The organism is Oerskovia jenensis (genome assembly GCF_016907235.1).
Lineage (GTDB): Bacteria > Actinomycetota > Actinomycetes > Actinomycetales > Cellulomonadaceae > Oerskovia > Oerskovia jenensis.
On the sequence record NZ_JAFBBO010000001.1, the window covers coordinates 1,861,056 to 1,886,988 of the forward strand.

Genomic DNA, 25,933 nt, shown 5'->3' on the forward strand with positions numbered 1-25,933 from the left:
GCGGGAAGCTCCCGTCGGGCCGGTCGGCGAAGGATCAGTACGACGACGACGAGTACACGGTCGCCGAGCCGCCACCGCGCTGAGCGCGACCGCGGCCGCCACGACGACGAGCCTGCGCACCAGCGCCGCCCTCGCCACCCTGCGCCGACTGGCCGCGACCACCCTGGGCGCGCTGCGCCGTCGGGCCGCCTGCGGACCTGGCCGGTGCCGACGTGCGCGCCGCACGCGTCCCACCGTTGCGCGACGTCGTGCCGCGCTTTGCCTGCGTCTGCGGCGGCGTGATGTCCGCGGGGCGCACGTACTCGGCGACGTCACCGACGAGCGACGTGATGGCCGCGTCGCCCGGGGCGACCGACTGCGGCTGCGCCGTGATCTTCGCCTTGCGCGTCAGGTCCTTCACGTCGGTGCGCTGCTCGGGGAGCATGACCGTGACGACGACACCCTCGGAACCGGCGCGAGCCGTACGGCCCGAGCGGTGGAGGTACGCCTTGTGCTCGGCCGGCGGGTCGACGTGCACGACGAGCTCGATCTCGTCGACGTGGATGCCACGCGCGGCGATGTCGGTCGCGACGAGCACGCGGACGGACCCGTTCGAGAACGCCTCGAGGTTGCGCTCGCGCGCGCCCTGGCCGAGGTTGCCGTGCAGGTCGACCGAGGGGATGCCCTGCGCCGTGAGCTGCTTCGCGAGCTTCTTCGCCTGGTGCTTGGTGCGCGTGAACAGGACGCGGCGGCCCGTGCCCGACGCGAGCTGCTGCACGACGTCCTTCTTCGCGTCCGCGTCACGGACCGCGAAGATGTGGTGCGTCATGTTGGAGACGGGCGACTCGGCCGAGTCGACCGAGTGGCTCACCGGGTTGCTCAGGTACCGCTTGACGAGCTGGTCCACGCCGTTGTCGAGCGTCGCCGAGAACAGCAGGCGCTGGCCACGCGTCGGGGTCTTGTCCATGATGCGCTTGACGCCGGGCAGGAAGCCCAGGTCGGCCATGTGGTCGGCCTCGTCGAGCACCGTGATCTCGATGCCGTCGAGCGACAGGACGCGCTGGTTGAGGAGGTCCTCGAGGCGGCCCGGGCACGCGATGACGATGTCGACGCCCGCGTTGAGCGCGCTGACCTGACGGCTCTGCGCGACACCACCGAAGATGGTCGTCGTGTTCAGGCCCAGGGCCTTCGCGAGCGGCTCCATGACGGCGTTGATCTGGTTCGCGAGCTCACGCGTCGGGCACAGGACCAGGGCGCGGGGGCGGCGGGCGGCGCGGCGCGTGTCCGACTGGGACAGGCGCGTGACGACCGGCAGCGAGAACGCGAGGGTCTTGCCCGAGCCCGTACGGCCACGGCCCAGGACGTCGCGGCCCTTGAGCGTGTCCGGCAGCGAGGCGACCTGGATGGGGAACGGCGACTCGATGCCCTGGCTGGCGAGCTCGCGGATCACCGTGGTGGGGATCGCGAAGTCGTTGAAGGTCAAGCCCTCGGGAACGACGGTCGGGACCGACGAACGCTCCACGGCGGGACGCTGCTCGCGCTGCTCACGGGGAGCGCGCTGCTCGCGGTTGCCGCCTGCGGGGCGGCCCTGGCCTGCGCCGCGACCGTCACGGTCGCGCGAGTCGCGCTCACGGACCGGACGACCGTCGCGGGTGACCTTGGCGGGACGCGAGTCGCGGTTGTCGCGCTCGTCGCGGGAGTCGCGGGCCGGGCGGGCCCGGTCGTCGCGAGCGGGGCGGTTGGTGTCGCGGGACTGCTGTCCCTGCGACTGGTTCGTGCGGGGGGCTGCGGCGTTCGGGCGCACGGCAGCACGAATGGGGTTGTTCAAGGGTTTGCCTCTCGGGCGTAGGGTCGGGGTTCGCCGCAAGAAATCCAGGGAACTCCACGACGCTGGGCGCGCAGAGATGCGCAGCCACGATCCCCACTCTCTCATGCCTGGGCCGCGCGTGCGTCCAAGGTGATCGACGTCTCCACATCCCTCACCGATCCCTCACGTCCCTGGTGACTCACCCGGCGACCCACCCGGACCTCTCACCTGCCGCGGCTGCGCACGTGGTGGAATGTCGCCCGTGGACTTCCTGAGCTCAGTGGGCGACGTCATCGGTCAGATCTGGTCGGCGGCCACCACTCCCGTGCCCGCACCGGCCTCGGCGGTCGTCCTGTCGATGTCCCTCGTCGCCCTGATCGTCGTGGTCTTCACGCCCGTCTGGCGGGTCGCGCGGCACGTCGTGACGATCGCGCACGAGGGTGCGCACGCCATCGCGGCCCTGCTCACCGGCCGCCGGCTGACGGGCATCCGCCTGCACTCCGACACGTCGGGCCTCACGGTCTCCTACGGCAAGCCGCGCGGCTTCGGCATGGTCCTCACGGCCTTCATGGGATACGTCGGCCCAGGTCTCGTGGGGCTCGGGGCGGCCGCGCTGCTGCGGGCGGGCTACGCCGTCGGGCTGCTGTGGCTCCTGGTGCTCCTGCTGACGCTGATGCTGCTGCAGATCCGCAACTGGTTCGGCCTGTGGTCCGTGCTGGTGAGCGGCGTCGCCCTCGTCGTCGTGTCGTGGGCCGCGACGCCGCCCGTGCAGAGCGCGGTGGCGTACGCCGTGACGTGGTTCCTGCTGCTGGGCGCGATCCGGCCCGTCCTGGAGCTGCAGGTCTCCCGCAGCCGCGGCAAGGCCCGCCAGTCCGACGCCGACATGCTCGCGCGGCTCACCGGCATCCCCGGGCTCGTGTGGGTCGGGGTGTTCCTGCTCGTGACCGTCGGAGCCGCCGTGCTGGGCGGGTACTGGATCGTGTCACCGGCGACGGCGTGAGCCCGTCGCTCCACCTGTCAGAACCAGCGTGAACCCAGGGTCACGCTCGTTCTGACACCAGCGGCGACAGGCCCGCGCCAGCGGCGCCGGGCCCCGCCGGGCCCGGCGCGATCCCCGGGGCGAGCGGCGGCTTCCCTGCCTAGCATCGGGGCATGGCTCTCTCCCCCGCGCTCTCCGCGGTCTCGCTCGCCGCTCTGCTCGGCTCGTCCGGTGTGGTGCACCTGGTGCGCCCGCAGGTCTTCGAGCCCCTGATCCCCGACGCCCTCGGGGACCCGCGCCCGTGGGTCACGTGGAGCGGGGTGGCCGAGCTCGCGTGCGCGACGGCGCTGCTCGTCCCCGCGACGCGACGCGCCGGCGGCCTCGCGAGCGCCGCGCTGCTCGTCGGCGTCTTCCCCGGGAACGTGAAGATGGCGCTCGACTCGCATCCCGGCGCCAGGTCGTGGGCCCGCAAGCCCGTCGTGGCGTGGGGGCGCCTACCGGTCCAGGTGCCGCTCGTGGCATGGGCGCTGGGCGTGGCGCGGCGGGGCTGAACGCGCTCCCGCGCGACGACGCCGACCCGCGGGGGCAGAGCGGGCCCCGGCCGGGACGCGCCGCGCCGCGCAGGGCCACGCCCTGCCCCGGCTCATCACGGCCTCAGCACGAGACGTACGGGATCGAGCTGGGTCCGCAGTGGTAAGGCTCGACGGCCGGGGCGACGTCCCGGTAGCCCCTCTCGAGCACGGTCACGCGGTAGGCGAGACCGCCGTCGGCATACGACCGTGACTCCAGGAGCGTGCCGTCGCTCGGGTCGACGAGCAGCACGTCACGTTCGCGCGTCTCCTGCGTGAAGTCCGCTTCGATACCCCATGCCGGGCGCCCGACGGAGTCCGTCATCGTCCCGAGCAGCTCGGTGCCCGGGGTGGCGGCGAGAACCTGCCAGAGCGCTCGACGGAGCTCGGGAGAGGCCGGGCTCTCCAGCAGGAGAGCCACCACGTGCTTCCACAGGTCGAACCTGTCTCCGTGCCCCGAGGGCGCGAGCCCGTCTGTGAGGTGCCGTCCGAGCGCCCCGGGCTCGGTGGGCAGGTCGGTCAGCTCGTCCCACGTGATCGACGCGCCGTTGCCGAAGGTGTGCATCTCGCCGTCCTCGTCGAGGTCCATCACCCGCGCAAGGCTCGGATCGTAGGTGTCCTTGCCGTCATGGAAAGCCATGAAGGAGACGCCCCCCTCGTCGCGCAGCACCGCGTCGTACCTCGACAGCCAGACCTCGCGTTGGTACGGAAAGGAGTACGGGTCCTCCGCCTGGGAGCGCACGTACAGGTACTCACCGCTGGTCGGTGGCTGCTTGGCGGCGTTCGCCGCCGCCTCCAGCAGCACCTGCTCCGCGGAGGCCGGTGTCGTCGCGACCAGGGCCACCGCGACCGCGGTGAGCAGCGCCGCGACGACGCTCGCCCACCGACGCAGCACCGACGCCGGTCGACGAACGGGCGACCGGACCTGGCGCGGGGCAGTGGCGATCCGGTGCAGCGCCGCCTCGGCGCGGACCGACTCCTCGCGGGTCAAGGGTCCGACCTCGACGGGGTTGTGCGCCGCGAGCTGCCGCATGATCGGGTCGTCCAGAGGGTCCTTCATGGCGTACTCCCTTCGGTGAGCGTGGGCGTCGAGCGGTCGTCCGGGCGTTGCCAGGTGTCCGGGCGGGACAGCGGTTGGGGGCGTTGCCGTGGTTCCTCGCGTCGCCTCGCGTCCGGGCGCTGCCGCGCCTCCAGGACGGGGTCGGGCTCGCCGGCGTCGAGCGATCGCCTCAGGCGTCGTCGTGCTCGGGTGAGGCGCATCGAGTAGGCAGCCCGCGAGCAGCCCAGGACCCGCGCGGCCTCGTGCGAGGTGAGCCCGTCCCAGGAGACGAGCGAGAGGACCTCGCGGTCCGTCTCGTCGAGGAGTGCCCAGGCGCGGCGAAGGTCGATCGACATGTCCGCGAGCGCCCCGTCGTCGGCCACCGGGTCGCGTTCGGTGCGCACCCGGAGCTCGAGTCGACGACGTCGGTCCGTGGTGCGGTGACCGTTCGCCAGGATGTTGCGTGCCACCCCGAAGAGCCACGGCCGCATCTCCTCGGCAGGGACGCGTCCCCAGCTGCGCCATGCCACGGTGTAGACGTCCGACGCGAGGTCTTCCGCGTCGTCGCCGTCCACGCGTCGGCGGAGGAAGGCGAGGACGTGCGGGTACGTCTCCCGGTACATCGTGGCGAAGGCCGCATCGAGGTCGCGGTCGGGGTTCACGTCAGGACCGTACGGCATCGGCGGGCTCGATCCTTCCGGCGGCGACCGCGGGCGGCAGGCCGCCGACGATGCCGAACACGAGTGCTCCGGCGAGCGGGACGAGCAGGAGGCGTTCGTCGAAGAGGGGCTGCCACCGGGCGACCGCGGTCACGACCATGACGGCAGCGAAGCCCGTCACGAGACCGACGAGGGCACCGAGGACCGCGAGCGCGGTGCACTCGCCCACCACGAGCATGACGAGCTCGCTCCGCCGGGCGCCGAACGCCCGCCGCACGCCGAGCTCGGCGGTGCGCGAGCTCACGCTCAGGAGGTTGACGAAGACGACGCCGATCAGCCCGGCGAGCGCTGCCACGACGGCGAGCACCTGCAAGGACGCCGAGACGCTGTCCTGCAGCTCTCCTTTGAAGGAGCCCGGTTCGAGCACGGGGTCGATCGTCATCCGGGTGGTCTCGAACGGGTCGGCCAGGCTCTGGAGGCGGTCGGCGACGTTGCGCGCGGCGCCGGGGACGGTCGTGACGAACAGCTCGCTCGACAGCGACGCGGGCAGGCCCTCGACGGTCGAGGGGCCGACGAACGCCGATCCGGTGGCCGTGCCGGACCTCGACGCGGTCACGAGCCCCACGACCCGCAACGGCGCGCCCTGCACCGTGATCTCGGGACTCACGTCGAGCTGCGTGACGCCGAGCCGGCGGGCGAGGTCGGCGCCCAGCAGGACCTCGCCCTCCGCGAGGACGCCGTCGTCGCCGGGCGCCCAGGTCACCGCGGTGTCGGTCACCTCGCCCGGTGCCTCCTCGACCGAGACGAGGTCGACGGTCAACGCGGTCAGCGTCCCGTTCGCGACGGGCGTCTCCGGGTGGAGACGCCAGAGCTCGACCCCCGTCACGCCGGGAAAGTCGGCGACGGCGTCGACCCGCACCGGCCGGCGGGCGTCGGCCGCGCCGTCCGCGGTGAGGTTCGCGGTGACCTGTGTCGCCCGCTGGGCGTCGAAGAGGTCGGTCACCTGGCCTGCTGCGCTCTGGGCGAGGCCCAGAGCCGTGACGGTCAGGGCGACGGCGAGGGCCGACGCGACGGTGCCGCTCGCGGTGCGCCCTGCGTTGGACGTGATCCCCTGCACCACGAACCGCAGCGTCCGCGCCAGGCGGGTGGTGGAGCGCGTCCGCGGCCTGCGCTCGTGCACCGTCCCCCCGAGAGGGTCCTCGACCGGTCCGCGCGACCCGGTGCTCGTGCTCGTCGTGTCGGCGACGACGACGCCGTCGTGCAGGGTGATGACGCGGTCGAGCTGCGCGGCGATGTCCGGCTCGTGCGTGACCACGACGAGTGCTGCACCGCGCTCTGCGGCGCGGCGCTTGAGCTCCTCGATGATCTCCAGTGACTGGGCGGAGTCGAGGTTCCCCGTCGGTTCGTCGGCCAGCCACAGGCGGGCAGGGCGCGCGAGAGTGCGCGCGATCGCGACCCGCTGCATCTCGCCACCGGACAGGGTCCGTGCGCGCGCCTGCTCCTTGTGCGCCAGCCCCACCGCTCGCAGGGAGTCGGTCACGACCTGGTCGGCGTCGCTGGTCGAGGCCGTGGAGTAGCGCAGACCGAGCAGGACGTTCTCACGCACGCTCAGCGCCGGGATCAGGTGTGATCTCTGGAAGACGAACCCCAGCTCGGAGGCGCGCCACTCCGCCCGCACCCGGTCCTGCGCGGACTCGACAGGGTGCCCGTCGATGAGCACCTCGCCCGAGTCCGGCGCGTCGAGCAGGCCCAGGATGTTCAGCAGGGTGCTCTTCCCGCTGCCCGATCGCCCGACGACGGCCACCCGCTCCCCGGGGCGGATCGTGAGGTCGACCCCCCCGAGCGCGGTGGTGCCGTTCGCATACCGACGGGTGATCCCTCTCAGCTCGATCACCGGACGGGTGAGGTCCCCGGCCGCACCGCGCAGGTCCTCGTCGAGTGCCGTGTCAACCAATGCGCACCTCCGTCCCCTCGTCGAGCGCGTCGGCCACGTCGGCCGCGGTGATCGCCGCGACACCGCCCACGGTCGACTCGACGTCGACCGCGACCTGGCGGAACGCGGCCCCGTCGCGCACGTACACGTACGCACGCCCCGCGCGGTTGACGATCGCGGACACCGGCGCGAGGAGCTTCTCGCCGTCCTCGGCCGCGGGGTTGTCGATCGTCAGGACGTAGGAGCCTCCCGCACGGACCGCGCCGTCGGTGAGCACGCTGACGACGACCTCCCCGTTCTCCGTGGGGTCGAGCGCCACCACGCGAGCCTCGGACTCGGTCCCCGCGTCGTTCGTGAAGCGCGCCACGGCCTCGACCGACAGCGCGCCGACGGAGGTCTGCGGCAGCGTCGCCGTGAGGACGACCTGGCCCGCTCCGAGGGTCAGCAGGGTCGTGTCGCTCGCGACGCTCGTCCCGACGGACGTGATCGTGTCGACGACGGCGGGCAGGCGAGGCACCATCAGCACCTCGGACTGCAGGACCCCGGGCCCCTTCCGCGTCGCGGCGGCCCCCGTCGTGGTCGCGGGGGACGCGCCGGTCGCGGGAGCCGCGCCGGTCGCCGGGGCTGCGGCGGTCGCGGGAGCCGCGCCGGTCGCCGGGGCTGCAGCGGTAGCCGGCGCCCCCGCGTCCGCTTCCCCCGCTTCTCCGTCCGCGTCGGCGCTGCCCGCGCTCGGAGCACCGGGAGCGCCCGTGCCGGACGGGGAAGCCCCGGACGGGGCGGCCCCGGGCGGCGTCTCCCCCGGACCGGCCGGGGCCTCGACGGCGACCTCGGGCGCCGTGTAACCGGTCGCCCGGTACATGGACCTCACCGCGGCCTGGGTCCGCGGACCGTACTTCCCGTCGGGCCGTCCGATCGCGTACCCCGCGGCCAGCAGCCCCTTCTGGAGGGCCAGGACGTCGTCCCCCTCGTCCCCGGGCCCGATGTCGCGGTAGAGCGGGAAGGCCCCCTCGAGGACGAAGACCGGACGCCCGTTCACACGGAACGGGACGGAACCGGGCGACAGCGTGTCGCCGACCGACCGGTCGACCGACGTCACCACGCCCGTCAGCGCGGCCGGGGGTGTCACCGCGACGCTCTCCTGGTTCTGCGCCCGGGTGGTCATCGACACCGGACCGTTCAGGTATCCGCGGTCCAGCGCGACGACCACCGGCTCCGGTGCCGGGGGTTCGGCGCGGGCCGCCACCTGCTGCGGCGACTCCATCCTGACCGCCAGCAGCCACGCGCCGAACCCGACGACGACGATGGCCACGACGGCGAGCACGAGGCGCTTCATCCTCGTCCGACCGTTCTGCCCGAGGGGCCCCTGCGTCCCATCGCCCGCTCAGCCCAGCTCGTTGATGACGGCGTCGATGCGCTTCTCGTACTCGACGTAGTCGTCCCGGGTCGCCTCGAAGCCCTCGACGTCTCGTCCGATCGCGGCGAGCTCGCCCTCGACCCGGGCGTGGAACACCGCCTTGTCGTACCCCTGCGCCCGGCAGCGTGCATCGATCACGGCCACGTCCCGCTCTCGGTCGGTGAGCGGGACCGTCGTGTCCGTGAGCACCCCGTCGGCGTCACCGATCGGACCCGTCACCGACTCCGACGGCATCGCGACCGGGCTCTCCGGCAGGTCGGCGACCCCTGCAGGCCCCATGCACGCGCGCCACGCCTGGATCGCCTCCCGGACGCCCGCGTCCCCGTCGACCGCGTCCCAGCCCGCGCTCAGGACGCCGTTCAGGAAGCGCGCGGGGACGTCGCCGAGGCGCTCGTCGGTCTTCTTCCCGCACGCGATCATCGCGTCCTGCATCTCGGGTGTGATCTCCACGCCTCCGGGGACCACGGGGTTCGCCGGTGGCAGCCGCAGGCTCACGTACCCCCACTGCTGCGCGATCTGCTCGTCGAAGGCCAGCTCCCCGGTCCGCGCGTCGTACAGGGGCGAGCCGGATCCCGGCACGACCGGGAGGTACTCGATGACGCCCTGCAGGCACTGCTGGGCGAGGAGGTCGCGGGCGTACCCGTCGCGGGGGTCGTTGAACTGGGGCACCAGCTCGTAGACGGGGGTGTGCGTCGCCGTCGACTCGTCGTAGCCGTAGCGCGCGACGTCACCTCCCGGTGCTGGTCCGTCGTCCGCCCCGGCGGCGGAGCAACCCGCGAGGGCGGCGGTCACGAGCAGCCCGGTGACCAGGACACCGGGTCGAGCGATGCGAGGAGAAGGTCTCATACCGAACACATGGTCTCCGAGCGACCAGGTGCAACAGCCGCGGGAGGACTTCTTCTCGCCGGGCGCCGGGAGCGCACCGTGCGGGCGCACGACGACGGGCCGCCCGCTGTGTGCGGACGGCCCGTCGAGGTGATCGGGTGCGTAGCCCTGGCCGGGCCGGGAACCTTCCGAGGAGGAGGGTGGTCGGGTCCCGGGACGGGCGGGCCGCGCAGCCGGTCGAGATCTGGTGCGGGCTGTCAGGCCCCGCAGGTGGGTGCCGGGCCCTCAGCCCTGCGGCGTCAGGACGAACCCGGGTCCCTCGGTCGCACGAGGGTCGGTGTCCAGGGTGAGGTTCGCGAGCGCGATCGACGTGGTCGGCTCGACGAACACTCGTGCGTCGCCGTTCTCGACGACCGTGTCGTCGGGCTGCGGGCTCGGGACGAGGGCCAACTCGAAGTCGCCGGACTGCGGCGCCGACTCGGCGATCCGGAGTCCACCGCCCTCGGGCACTCCGGCCCGCGTGGTGAGGTCCTGGACTGCATCGCGGGCGTTGTCGGTCAGGGTGAGCATGGAAGCTCCTCTCGGTTGCCTGGGGACGCACGGGCAGTCTTGCGACGAACCCTCGGCGTGCGCCTTTCGGTTGCCTCCAACCAAACAAGGATCGGGCCCGGATGCAAGGTCAGGAGCCGATTCACGGCGTGTCTCTCAGGAAGTGGGATCGAGCGCGACAAGCACCCGCGGATCGCGTTAGGGTCCGCGCCCGCGGGGCGACGCGGGGCCGCCCGCTGAGTGCGGAGTAGTTGTCGTGAAGCGACGCGTTGCACGACAACTACTCCGCACTCAGCGCCGGCTGAGGTCGGTGGGAGCATGGCTCCGTGACCGCGCTTCGCTCACCGGACCAGGGCCGTCGACGACGCCGCCCAGCCGGCCGCGACGTCCGGGCGCCATCCGGCCCGACGGCGCCGCTCCCCACCCGTGGGCACGTCGCCACCGGCAGGGGCTCGGCGCGTAGACTCTGCGCGGGCCTCGGTGGCGCCTCGGACGAGGCGTGCGCACGGTGCCCGGGCCTCTAGCTCAATGGCAGAGCTGCGGACTTTTAATCCGTAGGTTGTGGGTTCGAGTCCCACGGGGCCCACCGAAACCGTTGCAAACACGGGCGTTACGAGACATCGGTGCAGTGCACTAGGCATGCATCCCCCGGTTACCCCCCTCATAGGTCGGATGAACCGTCCCGGAACCTGCGGCATGGCCCCCGCGATCTGGAACCCACGTCTCCTACTGTGTGCGTGTGCGCACAGCCCTCGATCAGTACCGTGTCAGGACTCAGGACGAGATCTACGAAGCTCTCGGAACGGCCACTATCGTTCTCGACACCAACGTCCTCACCGGTCTCTACGGAGTCAGCCCTGAGCTCCGCGAGGCCCGGTTGGGCGTCTTAAAACAGATCAGCGATCGCCTGTGGGTCCCTTACCAGGTCGGCCTGGAGTTCCACCGCAACCGCGCTAGGGTGATTCGCGACCTCAGCGACGCTTATAAGAGTGTCCGAGACACTCTCACACCGGTCAAGAAGGCCGCGAAGACGTTCGGCAAGTCAAAGTTCAGCGAGTCTCAAGCGCGCGTCCAGAAGGCCGTTGACGAAGCCGTAGCTAAACTCGAAGGCGAACTTCGGAAACTTGAAGCGGATGATGGCCACCACCTAAAGCCAGCCGACGACAAATTGTTGGACAGAATCGAGACGCTCCTTGACGGCAGGGTCGGAACCGCCCCCTCGGCAAAGCTCACGCGCAAACGAGTTAGAAAGTTCGTCACGATTCGCGCCCCCGAACGAATCCCGCCAGGATTCAGCGATATATCAAAGATCGCAACCAGCGGGCCGACCGATGCCGCAGGCGACTTTCTCGTCTGGTGCGAAATGCTCCAGTACGCCCGAACCAGCAAGTCGAACGTTGTCTTCGTCACGGACGACGGAAAGGAAGACTGGTGGGAAAAGGGGGGCGATGGCGTCCCAACTAGGCCACTACCAGCCCTCCTCGCAGAGTTCGCACGGAAAACTGGGCAAAACTACTACCAGGTCAGCACTGAGAGCCTCATGCGGTGGGCTCGGGACTCGCTGAACGCGGAGGTGTCGACCGCGAACCTAACGGAGGAGAGTGCGATATCCCGCGAAAGGCGGTCAGAGTCCGCACTCGAAGAGGCGCTTCGGGCCCGAATCTGGGGCCAGACTCAAACTGATTGGGACCACATTCGGAGCGCACTAACCGCTCGAACGGTCCACAACTTCGACGCCATGAAATTCCCAACGATAGCCTACGACCTCGATGCATTGAAATTCCCTGCGATTGAATTCAGTCCTGACCTCTACCAAAATCTCTTCTCGGGCTTCAATTTGTACGGCAAAGTGATTGAGGCAAACCCCAAAGAAGAGGGCGAGGACCAGGACGAACCAGGGGATGGAAATCGCTAGGACGAGCCAGCGCTTGGGGGCGTCATCGATCCAAACGAGATTGCATCGCTCGCGGGTTTGAAGTACACCACGACGCCGGGCATACCGTGGCCGATGAAGGGCGTCACTCCCCTCTGTGAGAATGGACGTTGGTGATACTTCCGACCTCGGGACGGGCCCCCAAACCTATTCTCAAGAGAACCTCAGTTGAGACCCTTGCAGTCGCACGAACAGTCAGAGATTCACGTCCGTTTCGATAGCCGCCGCGCGGGTACTCCAGGCCAGGAGACTTCGCGAAACGCAGGGAGGCGTTCTGTCTTCGCCACAAACAACCGTCAGGCATCTGTAGCCGCCAAAGGCCTCGATGAAATATCCCGGCATTCGTCATGGCCCCTCTTGGATCATCCTCGCGGATGCAACCCGTACGAGCCGACATGCCGGGCTCTCTGCTGGATGAAACCATGTGGTTGCGACTATTCTCCCAACCATAGTTGCATACGAACAGAATTCCTGACGGCGTCAAGGTCCAAGTGTCCCAGAACTTGCCTTTCGCTCCGATTTTCCAAAGGCATCCCATTGCCCGCTCGTAGCGCACTTGTCATTGCGTTCGCAATTTGATTGAGCAGGTCAAGCATCTTTGGAATCAGGACACTGCAGACGTCCAGTGGATTAATAAGCAGCCCGTAGGGTCCGACATCTACAGTCTCGACCGCCCCCCCGAGATCGCCTGCCGAAAGGTGTCGGAAGAACTTCTCGGTTCGTCGACTACTTAGCCCAATCATGAGACGACGATCATCCTTGTCCGAAAGAAACTCAGTTGCCTCGATACCCTCGCCGTGGATCTCATTGCGTAACAAACCCAGAAGTCGTATCAGTTCAACGTTTGATTCCCGCGCAAAGACGCGGTCAAGATTTTGGTCGACACGACAGGCTTTTTGACGCCACTGATCATTTTGCCATTTGGTATCGCGCTCCTTGGATCCTAAGTCGAGAATTGCATCACACAGGCCCGCCAGCGCATCGAACGCGGCGGCAACGAGGACCACCGTCGAGTCAAACTCGGCCGCTACTTGGTCGCGCGACCCTAGGCCCATATTACTTTCGGGTAAGAGGGATCCAATCAGGATCCCATCCCTCGCCATCAAACACCGCGCAACGCGAGAAGAGACCGCACCCGCCAACGCCAGCATATTGCGGTAGACATATTCCGTTCTGCGCCCATCGGTCGGCGTTTCCGCGTGCTCAAGATGTAGTATATCGACATAGAGGCTGCCTACTGATGGGCAGACTATTCGACTTGCAGCCCGGTAGAACAGGCCCCGGCTTAGTTCCGCTGCCATTTCTGAGGGCTTTTCGTAAATCACGACACATCGGTCGATGGAACGAAGATACAATCCAACGAAAGCGATGGCAAGGCCCGGATCTATCGTGGCAACCCCCTCCACAAGCGGGCCCGAAACTTCCGACAGCGATTTGCTCGGCGTGATCACGATATCAGCATCTGCCGCTTGTGCGGCATTCCGCATTAGCGAGCCTGAGAAGAGTTCATCCTCGGTTGCGCCGCCGGTCCATCCAGGCTGAGCTGTCGCCACGGCTTGCAGGTTTGATCGATTTAGGAATGCCGAAGATAGCAGCGAATGGGAGAAGGTGGTTGGCGATTCAGACCACTTTGCGACGTACGTCTGATCAATTCCCGCACCGCCCTCTACTTCAATCCACCCGACTGGGGCACCGTCTTCTCCAAATTGCGTGCTGCGCGGGACACTCCTCGGGACATCGAATCCTCCATAGAACAACACATCAATGGACTTGTGTTCGAGCAACTTGAGCAGGAGGGCCATCGATTCTGGGTCTTCCGTGGCAGGAGCGCTCTTATCGACGACAACCCGGAGTTTGCGCGTTGGGTGCAGGGAGAAGGGGCTCGCATTATCGCCGTGATTGAAGGACCGCATGGTTTCGCCCATCGGCGCAGGTTAGCAGGCTCTTGTCTCAAGATGCGTCTCGATACAGCCCGGCTCGGCCGAGCGTAGGGGCGCCACGTTGACTCCGTCGGCACGGTGGAGTCTCCATCACGGCAGTGCATGGTTCGTCGGGAGACCCTCTACCCCGTACTTGCCTGTGCCTCGTCGAGGCGGCATCGCACCGGCGCGCACCGCGCCCTCACGCCTGCGCGCATCGGACAAAGACCCTCTCGCGCGGGCCCTCAGCCTCAGACAGGCAACTGGGCGGGCCCCACACCGGTCAACCATGCATGGCCCTGGAGTCGTGCCTTGGTGGGCGTGGCAAACCATCGGGCTCGCGTACTAGTCCGAGGTCGACACCAGGCCTGGCCGGGACAGCCCACCACCCTCTCTCTGTATCAGGGTCGTAGTGGATGACGAGTCCGCGCGGGTACAGGCGGCGCTCCATGCTAGCGAGGATGCGGGTGCGCTCCTTGTCGACAGCAAGACCATCTTCCCTGCCGTAGTAGGCCCGGATGGCTTGCGCTTCTACGGTGTTGACGTGCTCGGGTCGCAGCTTCCAGGGGATGCGCTTGGGGCTGACTGGGTTGCGGTCGAGGCCTCGGCGCTTGCGCCACATGATCAGCGCTTCTGTGGTCACCTCAATGCCCATGTGGTCCTTGAGGAAAGCGACGATCTGGGTGGCTGTCATGCCAGCATCCTCGTAGAGGCGTTCAACTAGCAGGTCAGGATCTTCTTCGCTGGCATGCCACGCTCCGTCCTTTCGATTTGGCGTGGGCAGATGGCACCACGTACCCAACAGGAAGGAGTTGGGCGTCAGACAGTGACAGTGCTCGCATCTTCTGGGACCGTATGCGCATGAAGATAAGGCTGAAGAACGGTGAGCACACGGTTCGGACCATCGATGCGGAGCCTGACATCGATCGTGTCGTGTACCGCGAGGACGACGGCTCCATCTGGGTGCTCTCCGGCACCGATTCCGATGGCGTCGCCACAGCGCGGTGCTTCCTCTACGACTAAAGGTCGTTCAAAGGTCGCGCCACCCGAAGACCTCCTAGAGCACCTGGGCGGCGCGTGTAGTAGCTGGGCGCCGGTCCATGTAGACGTCGGTGGTGAGGCTCGGATTCGCGTGCCCGAGCTGCCCAGCGATCTCCCGTGCCGACATGTGGGCCTGGTCCATGAGGGTGGCGGCAGTCTTGCGGAACGTGTGGGACGTGGCCCAACCAAACCCGGCCTGGTCAAGCAACGCGCGCAGAGTCTTCGTGGTGTTCGACGGGTCTCGGAGCTTGCCCATCGGTGAGGGGAACACGACGTCCGTCTCGTCCAGCCTGCCCGAGCCTGCGAGGATGTCGCGTCGGATCAGGAGACGGTCCGCAAGCCACGGGGGAGCAGGAGGACACGCCTGCTGGAATCGGACGTGTGCCGGTGCGTCTTCGTCTCCTCCTGCACCACCAGCCCCACTCCAGGGAGGCGCACAAGTGTCGCGTCAATGCTTGCAGTCGGGTTCGCACCCTCCAGGTTGAGACGTGACCAGCGCAGGGCGCACGCCTCCCCCAGTCGAGCCCCGGTGCCAGCAAGGAACGCGATCAGGTCGCCAAGGTCGTGAGCTTGTGCGCGAGGGTCGGTGTCCATGAACGCCATGACCTGGTCGCGTTCGTCGAGGGTGAACGCACGCGTGGTGTCCCGGGCGGTGTCCTTGCCGCCGCAGGAGCAGCTCGTCCGATGACCGCGCGGACCACCCTCGTCGAGCGGCTTCGCGACGTGCTCGCCGACGAGCCGTCGCTGCGTGAGGTCTCGATGTTCGGAGGGCGATCGTTCATGCTCGACGAGCGGCCGTCGTGAGCGCCCGGAAGGACGGGAGCCTGCTCGTGCGCGTTCCGGTCGACCGTCACGGCGAGCTCCTCGGACGCCTGGGAGCGTCGACCGCCGAGATGGGAGCCGGGCGCACCATGGGCCCCGGCTGGATCGAGGTCGCGGCAACAGCGATCACCTACGCCTCGGACCTCGCGCTCTGGGTCGACATCGCCCGGGAGCGCGCCTGAGTCGTCACCGGCGACGGCACGAGCCGCCCCGGCAACGACCTACCGCACCGGCCGCTTCCCCTCGAAGAAGCGGTCGAGGTCGGCGCGCCGCAGCGCACCTGCGACCCCGCCGGTGGTGAGCTCTGCGACGAGCCGCCGGGACAGGTCGCGCAGCGGTTCGTTGTTGACGCTCGAGTGGTGGCACATGAGGTCGAAGGCTTCGTCGGCGGGCAGGGCGTAGATCGCCATGACGGCGCCCTTGGCCTGCTCGATCGTGGAGCGGCTCGCGGACGACGCCCGGATCGCGGCCGTGGCCTCGCGCTGGGCGAGCTCGCGTTGTGTCGCGGTGAGGTCGATGAAGTAGCCCGAGACGTGGGTCGCCTCGCCCGTGCGGCGGTCGACGCGGCCGCGTCCGACGACGCCGAGCGTCCGCGTCCGTCCTTGTGCGTCGACGACCCGGTGGACGGAGCTGAAGGGTTCGCCCGTGGTGACGGCGGAGAGCAGGACGTCCTCGACGCGTTCGCGGTCCTCGGGGTGCTTGTGCGCGAGCATGAGCGCGGTCGTGGGCATGACCTCGCCGGGGCGGAAGCCGTGCATGGCGTACAGCTCGTCCGACCACCACCAGCTCTGGTCGGACAGGTCGAGGATGAACTGACCGACGATCTGCGGCCTGCCGCGCAGCAGGGCCTCGGCGAGCTCGGGGTCGAATCGGCGAGACGGGTTGTACGAAGTGGTCAAGTAGGCCCCCAGGGCATGGGAAAGGAGCGGGCCTACTTCCAGACTCCTCGGTGATACTAGCCCGGATCCGGCGCCCCACCAGCGAGGACGGCTCGACGACGCGGCGTCGGGCGGGCGGGCTGCGGGGACCTCGCGCGGCGCACCGGTCGGGGAACGACGAAGCCCCCGTCGGCCGGGGCCGATCGGGGGCTTCGTGAACGTTAGGTGGTGGCGCGATGCAGGGGGTACTTCGCGCCACCGAGGAAGACATTACATCCTCCCTCGGGGGGTTGACGAACTGCGTTCGGATGGCGGGCGATCGGACGCACTCCTTCCGATCTCACCCGCTCCCCACCCGCCGCGACGGGGACACCCTCGCCGTGCGCGGCACCTACGCCAGCGCGATCTCGGACGACGGCGAGCGGGCTGACGGGACCCCGTGCGCGAATGACGACTGACTCGCCCGTCCCATGCATAGACCTGGTGTCGTCCCACTCAGTGAGCACCGTCCGGATTCCCAGGCTCGTTACCTAGGGTTCTTAGGACGGCCCGCCCCCTGTGTGGCATAAAACACCATCTACCAGGAGGTTCTTCGAATTGCGGGCAGCGGCCTCCTACGTGCAGAGTGGGACAATGGTATGGGTTTCGGTAGGGCTGGTTCTCGTGGTGCTCGGCGTCCTCCTCGCCGCACGCGCCGCGTGGGCCGTGCGTGCCGGTGAGCAGCGCGGGCGTTCGAGCACGGGCGGTCACGGCATGGGTATCGCCCTCGGCGCAGGCGTCGCCTTCTGGGGAGCGGTGATCACCACCATCGCGCTCATCGTCCGCTGACCTCGGAATCAGCTGAACGCACGCCACCCCGACCTGTCAGGATCGACGGCATGACGCGTTCCTTCGACGACCTGATCTCCGAGGCAGAAGCCGCCTCCGTAGACGGCTGGGACTTCTCCTGGCTCGACGGGCGCGCGATCGAGCAACGTCCCTCGTGGGGCTACGCCCGTTCGATGGGCGAACGCATGTCCACGGCGAGCGCTGCCCTCGACCTCCAGACGGGCGGCGGCGAGGTCCTCGCCTCGGTCCCACGGCTCCCCCGGCTGACCGTCGCGACCGAGGGCTGGCCCCCGAACGTCGCGAAGGCCACGAGACTGCTGCACCCGCTCGGTGTCGCGGTCGTCGCCGACACGGACGAGCCGCCCCTCCCCTTCGCCGACGAGGCGTTCGACCTCGTGGTCAGCAGGCACCCCGTGACGCCGTGGTGGTCGGAGATCGCACGCGTCCTCGTCCCGGGCGGCACGTACTTCGCGCAGCACGTGGGGCCCTGGAGCGTGTTCGAGCTCGTGGAGCACTTCCTGGGCCCGCAGCCCGAGGAGGTCCGCAACGGGCGCCACCCCGACCACGACCGCGCGGCGGCGACCGCAGCGGGGCTCGAGGTCGTGGACCTGCGGTTCGAGGAGCTGCGCACCGCGTTCTTCGACGTCGGCGCCGTGGTCTGGTTCCTGCGCAAGGTCGTGTGGATGGTCCCCGGTTTCACGGTCGAGGCGTACCGCCCGCAGCTCGCCGCGCTGCACGAGCGGCTCGAGACCGAGGGGCCGTTCGTCGCGACGACGACGCGTTTCCTGATCGAGGCACGCAAGCCGCGCTGAGTCTCGCGGGGCCGTGCGCCCACCGGCCCGACGGCGGTCCCCGCCGCTCGGAGGATGCTGCGGTGTCTCCGTTGACACCCCGGCGCCGCTGCCGGCAGGGTCGGCGCCTGCGCCGGCCCTGGGTCGAGGAGCCTCAGTCGCGGAGCGCCCGCGTCAGGTCCCCGAGGGCGGCGCGCGCTCGGCGCTTGCGGTCCGCCGGGTCGATGGTCCTCTCGTCCCCGGGGTTGGCGCGGCGCACAGGCTTGCCCGCACGGTCACCGGCCTCGACGACGCGGGGCAGGGCACCCGAGGTGCCAGGTGCGCCGGTCGCCCGGGTCGACCGGGTGCGCCGGTGCGGGGTGCTCGGGGCGAGGAAGTAGGGGCGTTGCGTGCTCATGGGCTCTCCTCCGGTCGGCACCGCCCCGCTGCCGGGGCTGTGGCTCTCGATCCTGCGGCACCGGCGTTTCGTCCGTGTTGCGAACGCAGGACATCGAGATGTCCTCTGCGCGGCCCCCGGAGGCCCACGGCCTACCACCCGGTAACCTCCTGGCATGACGACGCACGAGCGCGAGATCACGACCTCGGTCGACCTCTGCCTGCCGGACGGACGCCTGAACCCCGGCGCGGTCGGGTGGACGCGCTCCCCGCTCCACCGCGCGAACCTGCGCGGCTGGGGGCGGACCAAGCGGTGGGAGTACTGGGGCGTGGTCACCCCGACCCACGTGGTCGGGATCGTCGCGTCCTCGATCGACTACGCGGGCGTCCACGGCCTGTACGTCCTGGATCGCGCGACGGGCGAGGAGACGGTGACCGACGTCGTCGTGCCGCTCGCCCGGGGCGTGGTCCTGCCCGAGCGCAGCGGGGCAGGCCGCGTCGAGGCGCGCGCGAAGAGGCTCGCGATCGTGATCGACCAGGCCCCCGAGGCCACCCGCATCCGGGCAGCCTCGCACGACGTGAGCCTGGACCTGACCGTCCCGCTCCCGCCGGGGCACGAGTCGCTGGGCGTCGTCGTGCCGTGGAGCGACCGGCTGTTCCAGTACACGGTCAAGGACGTGGCCCGCCCGGTCCACGGATCCCTCACGGTGCGCGGCAACCGGCACGACGTCGGTGCCGACGACTCGTTCGCGGTGCTCGACCACGGTCGCGGCCGCTGGCCCTACGCGATGACCTGGAACTGGGCCGCGGGCAGCGGGCACGGCCGTGGCGTCCAGCTCGGCGGCAGGTGGACGGACGGCACGGGCTCGACCGAGAACGCGCTCCTGGTGGACGGGCGGATCCACAAGATCGGCGCGGAGCTCGAGTGGGCGTACGACTCCACCGACCAGCTCGCCCCGTGGCACATCTCCGGGGACGGCGTCGAGGCGGTCTTCACGCCCTTCCACGAGCGGGTCGCACGCACCGAGCTGCTCGTGGTCGGCAGCGAGACGCACCAGTGCTTCGGCACGTGGTCGGGCCGGGCACGCACGGACGAGGGCACCTGGGTGGACCTGGGCGGCCTCGTCGGCTGGGCCGAGGAGGCCCGCCAGCGCTGGTAGGTCGGGCCCCGCCCGGGGAGACGGGGCAGGCCGACGTCGCCGCTCGTCTCACATACGGACCGCGCCTCGGCGCCGTGCGCTCCCGGTGCCAGACTGCCGCCCATGGCGACCGTCCACGACGAGATCACTCCCCGGCTCTCCCGCTTCGTGCTGTCCCAGCCCGTCTTCTTCGTGGGCACGGCCCCCCTCGCGGGGGACGGGCACGTCAACGTCTCCCCCAAGGGCATGGGGGGCACGTTCGTGGTGCTCGACCCGCACCGGGTCGCATACCTCGACTACACGGGCTCGGGCGCTGAGGTCGCGGCGCACCTGCAGGAGAACGGGCGCATCGTGGTCATGTTCTGCGCGTTCGAGGGGCCGCCGAACATCGTGCGCTTCCACGGCCGGGGCCGCTACGTCCTCGCCCGCACCCCCGAGTTCGACGCGCTGCGCCCGCTGTTCGCCAAGGAGCGCGAGTCGGGGCAGCGCGGCATCGTGGTGGTCGAGGTGGACCGGGTCTCCGACTCGTGCGGGTTCTCGGTGCCGCTCATGGACTTCGTGGCGGACCGTGACGTCCTGGACCGCGCGCACGACCGGCGAGAGCCGGAGTACTTCGACGCCTACTGGCAGAAGAAGAACGCGACGAGCATCGACGGGCTGCCCGGGGTGGACATCACTCCGGTGACCTGACGGACGTCGGTTCCTGGTCCGGGCCGGACGTCGCGTCGAGGTAGGCCCGCCCGCGCGGCGAGATCCGGTAGCCGACGGGCAGGCTCTCGGTCAGCCCGAGCTCCTTGAGGCGCCTGACCCGGATCTTGAAGTAGTCGCGCTCGACCCCGATCGAGGTCGCGAGGTCGCGCGCCACGACCTCGGGCCGGGCCACGATCAGGTCGAGGTAGTCCCGGGTCCACGGTTCGGGCGCTGCATGGTCCATGCGGGCGAGCCGTGCGCGGAGCGCCTCGACCTCCTCGGCGGACAGGTCGGCCTCCTGCCGCAGCGCGACGCGCGGGTCCTCCCCCACGCGCCGCAGCCCGATCCGGTAGAGGTCCCCCTCGCCCTTGGCGGCGACCCAGGCGAGCGCCGCGTCGGCCGAGCGGAACCCGGCGGCGCGCGCGTCGTCGTCGGGCAGGACAGGGACCCCCGCCCCCTCCGGGACCCGGTCGATCGACGTGACCTCCACGACCCCGATGCGTGTCCTCATCCGCCCTCCCGCGCGCACGCGCGGCGCGAGCCAGCGGCGGTACGCGAGCGAGACCGTACCGTCCTCGAGACCGCTGAGCGTCTGCCGGGTGAGCAGCATGCCTCCAGCGTACGAACGCTCGCCCGACGGCGCAGCGCCGCTCCTGCGAACGTCCCACCCGATCCGCCGTGCGTCGTGCGGTCAGGCGGGCCCGACGTCGTCACCCGTGGGCCGACGCGTCCCGGCACGAGCGGCGCCGCGCGAGAGCTCGACGCGCACGACCGCGCCCCCACCGGGCCGGGCCGTGACCCGCAGCCTGCCACGGTGCGCCTCGACGATCTTGGCCACGATCGCGAGCCCCAGGCCGTTGCTGCTGCGGTCGGGTCGCGTGTCGTGCTGGGCGGTCCGCGCGTGCGCGGGCTGGTCGACCTGCCGGGCGAACGGTTCGAGCGCGATGCGCAGGCCGTCCTCGGTGAGGGGGCGCCCGCTGTTCTCGACGGTCAGGACGACGGGCGCGGTGTCCTCGAGGCGGATCGTGACCCAGCCGCCGTGCGGCAGGTTGTGCCGGATCGCGTTGCGCAGCAGGTTGTCGACCACCCGGGCGAGAAGGACCTCGTCGCCCGGCACGATCGCGGGCGTGCTCTCGACCGCGATCCTGACCCCGCGGTCGGTGGCCTCGCGCGCGACGTCGTCGACCGCGTCCTCGACGACGACGTCGAGATCGACCGGCGTCCGGGCGATCGGCGCACGGTCGAGGGCCGCGAGCTGCAGGAGGGCCGCGACGAGGTCGCTGGCCCGACGGTTGGTCACGTCGAGGCGTTCGAGCAGACGGGAGAGGTCGACGGCGTCGGGATCGGCCCGAGCGACGTCGAGCATGGTCTGGGTCACCGCGAGCGGGGTCCGCAGCTCGTGCGAGGCGTTGGCGGCGAAGCGCTGCTGGGTCGCGAACGACCGTTCGAGCCGTTCGAGCATGGTGTCGAACGTGTCGGCCAGGTCGGTGAACTCGTCCCGTCCTCGCCGCGTGTCGCGGGCCGAGATGCGGTGGGACAGGTCCCCCGACGCCGCGACCTGCGCGGCGGTGTTGAGGTCCGCGAGGGGGCGCAGCACACGCCCGGCGACGAGCCATCCGCCCGCCGTCCCGACGACGGCGAGCACGCCCATCGCCACGGTGCAGGCCTGGATCAGCGAGTCGAGGATCGTGCCCCGCGACGCGATGTAGAGATGGGCGTCGGAGGGGTTCGCGGCCGTGAGCGGGTAGTTGGGGACGAAGCGCATGACCGCGTACACGATGACCGACATCGCGAGCCCGGCGGCGAGCAGGAACGCCACGTAGCTCAGGGTCAGGCGGAGCCGGGCCGTCTGGCGCAGGATCCTCACGGAGTCTCGACGCTCGGCGCCCCGACGCGGTAGCCCACGCCTGGCACGGTGTGCACGACCCAGGGGTCGCCCAGGCGCTTGCGCAGTGTCGAGACCGTGACGCGCACGGCGTTGGTGAACGGGTCGGCGTTCTCGTCCCACGCCCGTTCGAGCAGCTCCTCGGCGCTGACCACCCCGCCGTCGGCCGTGAGCAGGACCTCCAGGACGGCGAACTGCTTGCGGCTCAGCCGGACGTGCTCCCCGTCCCGGAAGACCTCCCGGCGGAACGGGTCGAGTCGTACCCCGGCGGCCTCCAGCACGGGTGGGAGCGGGGCGGGACGGCGCCCGAGCGCCCGCACGCGCAGGATCAGCTCGGGCAGCAGGAACGGCTTGGTCAGGTAATCGTCGGCGCCGATCCCGAAGCCACGGGTCTTGTCGTCGAGCGTGCCCGCCGCGGTGAGCATGAGGACGCGGCTCGCGCTGCCCCGGGCGACGATCGACCGGCACACCTCGTCGCCGTGGACCCCGGGCAGGTCGCGGTCGAGCACCACGACGTCGTACGCGGTGTGGCTCAGGTTCTCGAGCGCCTGCTCTCCGTCGAGCGCGACGTCGGCCGCGATGGCCTCACGCCGCAGCCCGGTCTGCACGGCCTCGGCCAGGAACGGCTCGTCCTCGACGACCAGCACCCGCATCGGTCCTCCACCTCGCTCGTCGCCGCCCGGCCCCTCCGACGGCGGGCCCGTCCCGTCAGTCTAGGAACGAGGAGGTGTCGAAAACGTCTGCAAAAAGTGAGACGTCCGCACAACATCCCCCTGGGTTCAGTGGACCACATGGAAACACGCAACCCACCGACGACCTTCTCCCCCGTACCGCCCCCGGTCGCTCCCGCCGGGGGCCCGCGCAGGCGCGCGAGAAGACGACGGACCGTCGCACTCGTCGCGGCCGCCGCGATCCTGGTCGCCCTCGCGTGGGCGTTCCTGCCGAGCGCCGACCGCGGCCTGCGGACCGTGGTCACGCAGACGTTCGGCGACGAGGCGTCGACCTCGGAGGTGGCTGCCGGCGGCACGTCGGACCTCCCCGCGCAGGACGACCCGCGCCAGGAGGACGACACGATCGACCCGTTCGACACTACGCACCCCGCGATCTCGGGCCTCGACGACGACCTGCGCGCCGCCCTCCAGGCCGCCGCGCAGGACGCCCGGGCCGCGGGCGTCGACTTCTGGGTCACCTCCGGGTGGCGCAGCACCGGCTACCAGCAGAGCCTGCTCGACCGGGCGGTCGACCGCTACGGCTCGCTCGACGAGGCCCGCAGGTTCGTCAAGACGCCCGAGACGTCGGAGCACGTCTCCGGCCAGGCCGTCGACATCGGTCCGACCGACGGGGCCGACTGGACGATCCGCAAGGGTGCGCGCTACGGCCTGTGCCAGACGTTCGCCAACGAGATGTGGCACTTCGAGCTGGCGACCTCGCCCGGTGGCGAGTGCCCGCAGCCGCTCCCGGACGCGGCGGGCTGACCAGCCACCGGCGCGCGTCCGGCCGCGCGGGCGCGAGGACCCCGCACTTCTCCCTGCTGTGGGTACCCGAGGCTAGGTTCACGGCATGAGCATGATCGGCTACGCACTGACGTTGTCCCCCGCAGACCTCGTCCGGGCCGCTGCCGACCCGGACTGGGCCCTCGAGCTCGTCGAGGAGCTCGAGGGGTCGGACGACGAGACCCGTCCCGGGCCGCGGGTCCTCGACCTCGACAAGGCGTGGGCGGCCGTCGCCTTCGCGCTCGGACGAGTGCGGTTCCCCGTGGACGTGATCCACGGGGAACAGCCCCTGACGGAGGACGAGTGGGGCTACGGTCCCCCGCGCTACCTCACCCCGGCCCGCGTCCAGGAGGCCGCGGCGGCCTTCGCAGCGACGACCCCGAAAGCCCTCCTCGCGGACGTCTCGGCCGAGCTGCTCGACGAGGCCGACGTGTACCCGGGCGGCTGGCAGGACGACCCCGGCACGGTCCAGGAGTACGTGCTGCCGTCGCTGCGCGACCTGACGGACCTGTACGCGGACGCGGCCGCCGACGGGTACTCCGTCGTCGTGTGGCTCGGCTGACCGGTCTCAGCCCAGCCGCAGCTCGGCGTTGACCGCGCGCACCAGGTCGGCCGGGAGCTTGGCGACGTCACGGTCGTAGGTCAGCAGCCCGTTGGTCTCGTCCTCGACGTCCGAGAGCTGGGTGTACACCGTCGCGGCCAGGCCGCGGGCGATCGCGGGCACGACCTGCTCCCGATGCAGCGCCTCGAACGCGCCGCCGAGCGCCTCGGCGTCGTCGTACGCCTTGTACCCGAAGTCCTTCTCCCCGGCGACGTGCCCCTCGACCCGCAGGTTGTAGCCGCCGTACTCCGAGAGCACGAGCGCCCGCCGGTCACGCCGCGGCGGCACACGGAACGGCTTGAGGTACACGTGCAGGCTCCGCAGGTTGCCCGCGCCCTGGTCGTGCCAGCCGCTCGCGTGGTCCACGGTCCGGGTCGGGTCGAGCGCCTTGACGCGGGCCGCGACCCGGGCCGCGTCGAACTGCCCCCAGCCCTCGTTGAACGGCACCCACACGGCGAGCCCCACGGCGTTGCGCAGGTGCTCGACGGTCGCGTCGACCTCGCGGAGGAACTCCTCGCGCCCCTCGGCGTCGCCCCGGCCGAACAGGGCGTGGAACCGGTCGCTCAGGCGCAGCGGCAGGAGCACGGGCGCCTTGACGACCGCCGGCCGGTACGGGCCTCCCCCGTTGACCATGTCCTGCCACACGAGCATCCCGAGCCGGTCGCAGTGGTGGTACCAGCGCAGGGGCTCGATCTTGATGTGCTTGCGCAGCATCGTGAACCCGAGGTCCTTCATGGTCGCGATGTCGTGGACCAGGGCCTCGTCCGACGGCGCGGTGAGCAGCCCGTCCGACCAGTACCCCTGGTCCAGGACCCCGGCGTGGAAGTACGGCTCGCCGTTGAGCAGCAGGCGCGGCACCCCCTGCGCGTCGGGTCCGACGCCGAACGACCGGAGCCCCGCGTAGCTGCGCACCTCGTCGTCGCCGAGGGTCACGGTCACGTCGTACAGGTGCGGGTCCTCGGGCGTCCACAGGTGCGGGTCGGGCACGGGGACGCGGGCGACCACGCCCACGGGCGCGTCGACCTGCGCGACGAGCGTGGCGCCGTCGTGCACCTGGATGCGCGCCACGGGCGCGTCCTGCCCGACGGCGCCGCTCGCCCCCGCGGACCCCTCGCCCGCGTGGACGGTCACGTCGAGGCGGGCGCCCGGGAGGTCGGGGACGAGCGTGAGCCGGGCGACGTGCAGGGCGGGCACGGCCTCGACCCACACGGTCTGCCAGATGCCCGACTGCGCGGTGTACCAGATGCCGCCCCGCGCGAGGTTCTGCTTGCCGCGTGCGTGGAAGCTGGTGTCGCTGACGTCGGTGACCTCGACGAGGAGCTCGTGCGCCTCGCCCGGCGCACCGGCGAGGGCGTCCGTGACGTCGCACGCGAACGGCAGGTAGCCGCCGGTGTGACGCCCCACCTCGACGCCGTCGACCAGGACGCGGCACGACTGGTCGACCGCGCCGAAGTGCAGCAGGACACGGCCGCCGCCGGGCACGAACCCGTCCGGGAGCGACAGGTCGCGGCGGTACCAGAGCGCCTCGTCGGGCTGGAGCTGGCGCTCCACCCCGGACAGCGGCGACTCGGGCGAGAAGGGCACGACGATCTCGCCGTCGAACCCCTCGGGCTCGGTGCCGCCCAGCGAGCCCACCGGACCGGGACCCTGCGCCGTGACGGCGTACTCCCAGACCCCGTTGAGGTTGAGGTAGCTGTCGCGGGCGAGCTGCGGGCGCGGGTACTCGGGCAGCGGCGCGGCACGGTCGAGCGTGGCGGTCCAGCGCGTGGGCAGGGTCGGGCCCAC

27 protein-coding genes and 1 tRNA gene are annotated in these 25,933 nt (G+C 70.4%); 12 read left to right on the top strand and 16 right to left on the bottom strand.

The genetic code is table 11. The annotated features are described in order from the left end of the window. Positions 1-34: 34 nt before the first annotated feature. Entirely contained in the window at positions 35-1,462 is a 1,428-nt protein-coding gene (locus JOD49_RS08340) for a DEAD/DEAH box helicase (RefSeq protein ID WP_239526130.1), read from the bottom strand. Positions 1,463-2,039: 577 nt separating this feature from the next. Between JOD49_RS08340 and JOD49_RS08345 the strand changes: the two genes are divergently transcribed. Continuing rightward, complete coding sequence (locus JOD49_RS08345; RefSeq protein ID WP_205306756.1) at positions 2,040-2,786, top strand: M50 family metallopeptidase; 747 nt, start codon at positions 2,040-2,042, stop codon at positions 2,784-2,786. Positions 2,787-2,938: 152 nt separating this feature from the next. Next, positions 2,939-3,316: a DoxX family protein gene (locus JOD49_RS08350; protein ID WP_205306757.1), complete on the top strand. Its 378-nt coding sequence runs from the start codon at positions 2,939-2,941 to the stop codon at positions 3,314-3,316. Between the two features lie 103 nt (positions 3,317-3,419). On the opposite strand, the gene JOD49_RS08355 is transcribed toward JOD49_RS08350, so the two are convergent. The 6 genes from JOD49_RS08355 to JOD49_RS08380 all read right to left on the bottom strand — a co-directional run bounded on the left by JOD49_RS08355 (position 3,420) and on the right by JOD49_RS08380 (position 9,774). Then, the gene (locus JOD49_RS08355; RefSeq protein ID WP_205306758.1) at positions 3,420-4,394 is read right to left on the bottom strand and encodes a CU044_5270 family protein; all 975 of its coding nucleotides are present in this window, start codon (positions 4,392-4,394) and stop codon (positions 3,420-3,422) included. After that, entirely contained in the window at positions 4,391-5,035 is a 645-nt protein-coding gene (locus tag JOD49_RS08360; RefSeq protein ID WP_205306759.1) for an RNA polymerase sigma factor, read from the bottom strand. The genes JOD49_RS08355 and JOD49_RS08360 overlap by 4 nt, the downstream gene beginning before the upstream one ends. Position 5,036: 1 nt before the next feature. Then, a complete protein-coding gene (locus JOD49_RS08365; RefSeq protein ID WP_205306760.1) occupies positions 5,037-6,986 on the bottom strand; it encodes an ABC transporter ATP-binding protein/permease in 1,950 nt (649 codons plus the stop codon). Continuing rightward, positions 6,979-8,298, bottom strand: a complete 1,320-nt coding sequence (locus tag JOD49_RS08370) for a peptidoglycan-binding domain-containing protein (protein WP_205306761.1) — start codon at positions 8,296-8,298, stop codon at positions 6,979-6,981. The genes JOD49_RS08365 and JOD49_RS08370 overlap by 8 nt, the downstream gene beginning before the upstream one ends. A gap of 48 nt (positions 8,299-8,346) precedes the next feature. Further along, on the bottom strand, positions 8,347-9,225 hold the full coding sequence (locus JOD49_RS08375; protein WP_205306762.1) for a hypothetical protein: 879 nt from the start codon (positions 9,223-9,225) through the stop codon (positions 8,347-8,349). 264 nt (positions 9,226-9,489) lie between these two features. Next, a complete protein-coding gene (locus JOD49_RS08380; RefSeq protein WP_205306763.1) occupies positions 9,490-9,774 on the bottom strand; it encodes a Fe-S cluster assembly protein HesB in 285 nt (94 codons plus the stop codon). Between the two features lie 493 nt (positions 9,775-10,267). Here JOD49_RS08380 and JOD49_RS08385 point away from each other — a divergent pair. Beyond that, positions 10,268-10,339: transfer RNA gene (locus JOD49_RS08385), tRNA-Lys, on the top strand. Positions 10,340-10,492: 153 nt separating this feature from the next. Then, the gene (locus JOD49_RS08390; RefSeq protein ID WP_205306764.1) at positions 10,493-11,668 is read left to right on the top strand and encodes a PIN-like domain-containing protein; all 1,176 of its coding nucleotides are present in this window, start codon (positions 10,493-10,495) and stop codon (positions 11,666-11,668) included. A gap of 452 nt (positions 11,669-12,120) precedes the next feature. On the opposite strand, the gene JOD49_RS08395 is transcribed toward JOD49_RS08390, so the two are convergent. Together JOD49_RS08395 and JOD49_RS08400 are read right to left on the bottom strand one after the other, a co-directional pair. Then, positions 12,121-13,611 (bottom strand): hypothetical protein, encoded by a 1,491-nt coding sequence (locus tag JOD49_RS08395; protein WP_205306765.1) that lies wholly within the window; start codon positions 13,609-13,611, stop codon positions 12,121-12,123. A gap of 277 nt (positions 13,612-13,888) precedes the next feature. After that, positions 13,889-14,299: a hypothetical protein gene (locus JOD49_RS08400; RefSeq protein ID WP_205306766.1), complete on the bottom strand. Its 411-nt coding sequence runs from the start codon at positions 14,297-14,299 to the stop codon at positions 13,889-13,891. Positions 14,300-14,466: 167 nt separating this feature from the next. Here JOD49_RS08400 and JOD49_RS08405 point away from each other — a divergent pair, with 167 nt between their 5' ends. Then, complete coding sequence (locus tag JOD49_RS08405; RefSeq protein ID WP_205306767.1) at positions 14,467-14,628, top strand: hypothetical protein; 162 nt, start codon at positions 14,467-14,469, stop codon at positions 14,626-14,628. A gap of 34 nt (positions 14,629-14,662) precedes the next feature. Here the strand turns inward: JOD49_RS08405 and JOD49_RS20890 are convergent, their stop codons facing one another. After that, positions 14,663-14,971: a tyrosine-type recombinase/integrase gene (locus tag JOD49_RS20890; protein WP_372441357.1), complete on the bottom strand. Its 309-nt coding sequence runs from the start codon at positions 14,969-14,971 to the stop codon at positions 14,663-14,665. A gap of 475 nt (positions 14,972-15,446) precedes the next feature. Between JOD49_RS20890 and JOD49_RS20055 the strand changes: the two genes are divergently transcribed. Then, entirely contained in the window at positions 15,447-15,650 is a 204-nt protein-coding gene (locus tag JOD49_RS20055) for a hypothetical protein (protein ID WP_239525172.1), read from the top strand. A gap of 39 nt (positions 15,651-15,689) precedes the next feature. Here the strand turns inward: JOD49_RS20055 and JOD49_RS08420 are convergent, their stop codons facing one another. Then, a complete protein-coding gene (locus JOD49_RS08420; protein WP_205306769.1) occupies positions 15,690-16,367 on the bottom strand; it encodes a PAS and ANTAR domain-containing protein in 678 nt (225 codons plus the stop codon). A gap of 612 nt (positions 16,368-16,979) precedes the next feature. Here JOD49_RS08420 and JOD49_RS08425 point away from each other — a divergent pair. Next, positions 16,980-17,174 (top strand): hypothetical protein, encoded by a 195-nt coding sequence (locus JOD49_RS08425; RefSeq protein WP_205306770.1) that lies wholly within the window; start codon positions 16,980-16,982, stop codon positions 17,172-17,174. Between the two features lie 50 nt (positions 17,175-17,224). After that, entirely contained in the window at positions 17,225-17,986 is a 762-nt protein-coding gene (locus JOD49_RS08430; RefSeq protein WP_205306771.1) for a class I SAM-dependent methyltransferase, read from the top strand. 133 nt (positions 17,987-18,119) lie between these two features. Here the strand turns inward: JOD49_RS08430 and JOD49_RS08435 are convergent, their stop codons facing one another. Continuing rightward, positions 18,120-18,362, bottom strand: coding sequence for a hypothetical protein (locus tag JOD49_RS08435; RefSeq protein ID WP_205306772.1), 243 nt, complete (start codon positions 18,360-18,362; stop codon positions 18,120-18,122). Positions 18,363-18,516: 154 nt separating this feature from the next. Between JOD49_RS08435 and JOD49_RS08440 the strand changes: the two genes are divergently transcribed. Continuing rightward, the gene (locus tag JOD49_RS08440) at positions 18,517-19,500 is read left to right on the top strand and encodes a DUF2804 domain-containing protein (protein WP_205306773.1); all 984 of its coding nucleotides are present in this window, start codon (positions 18,517-18,519) and stop codon (positions 19,498-19,500) included. 102 nt (positions 19,501-19,602) lie between these two features. After that, complete coding sequence (locus JOD49_RS08445; protein ID WP_205306774.1) at positions 19,603-20,169, top strand: pyridoxamine 5'-phosphate oxidase family protein; 567 nt, start codon at positions 19,603-19,605, stop codon at positions 20,167-20,169. Here the strand turns inward: JOD49_RS08445 and JOD49_RS08450 are convergent. The 3 genes from JOD49_RS08450 to JOD49_RS08460 form a co-directional block, all read right to left on the bottom strand. Then, the gene (locus JOD49_RS08450) at positions 20,153-20,779 is read right to left on the bottom strand and encodes a hypothetical protein (RefSeq protein WP_205306775.1); all 627 of its coding nucleotides are present in this window, start codon (positions 20,777-20,779) and stop codon (positions 20,153-20,155) included. The genes JOD49_RS08445 and JOD49_RS08450 overlap by 17 nt on opposite strands. An 81-nt stretch (positions 20,780-20,860) precedes the next feature. Beyond that, positions 20,861-22,036 (bottom strand): sensor histidine kinase, encoded by a 1,176-nt coding sequence (locus JOD49_RS08455; RefSeq protein WP_205306776.1) that lies wholly within the window; start codon positions 22,034-22,036, stop codon positions 20,861-20,863. After that, positions 22,033-22,707, bottom strand: a complete 675-nt coding sequence (locus tag JOD49_RS08460) for a response regulator transcription factor (protein WP_205306777.1) — start codon at positions 22,705-22,707, stop codon at positions 22,033-22,035. Before JOD49_RS08460 ends, JOD49_RS08455 begins: the two co-directional genes overlap by 4 nt. 138 nt (positions 22,708-22,845) lie before the next feature. Here JOD49_RS08460 and JOD49_RS08465 point away from each other — a divergent pair, with 138 nt between their 5' ends. Next, positions 22,846-23,529: a M15 family metallopeptidase gene (locus JOD49_RS08465; RefSeq protein WP_205306778.1), complete on the top strand. Its 684-nt coding sequence runs from the start codon at positions 22,846-22,848 to the stop codon at positions 23,527-23,529. Between the two features lie 85 nt (positions 23,530-23,614). Continuing rightward, the gene (locus JOD49_RS08470) at positions 23,615-24,109 is read left to right on the top strand and encodes a YfbM family protein (protein WP_205306779.1); all 495 of its coding nucleotides are present in this window, start codon (positions 23,615-23,617) and stop codon (positions 24,107-24,109) included. 6 nt (positions 24,110-24,115) lie between these two features. Here the strand turns inward: JOD49_RS08470 and JOD49_RS08475 are convergent, their stop codons facing one another. Beyond that, positions 24,116-25,933, bottom strand: a complete 1,818-nt coding sequence (locus JOD49_RS08475; RefSeq protein ID WP_205306780.1) for a glycoside hydrolase family 2 protein — start codon at positions 25,931-25,933, stop codon at positions 24,116-24,118.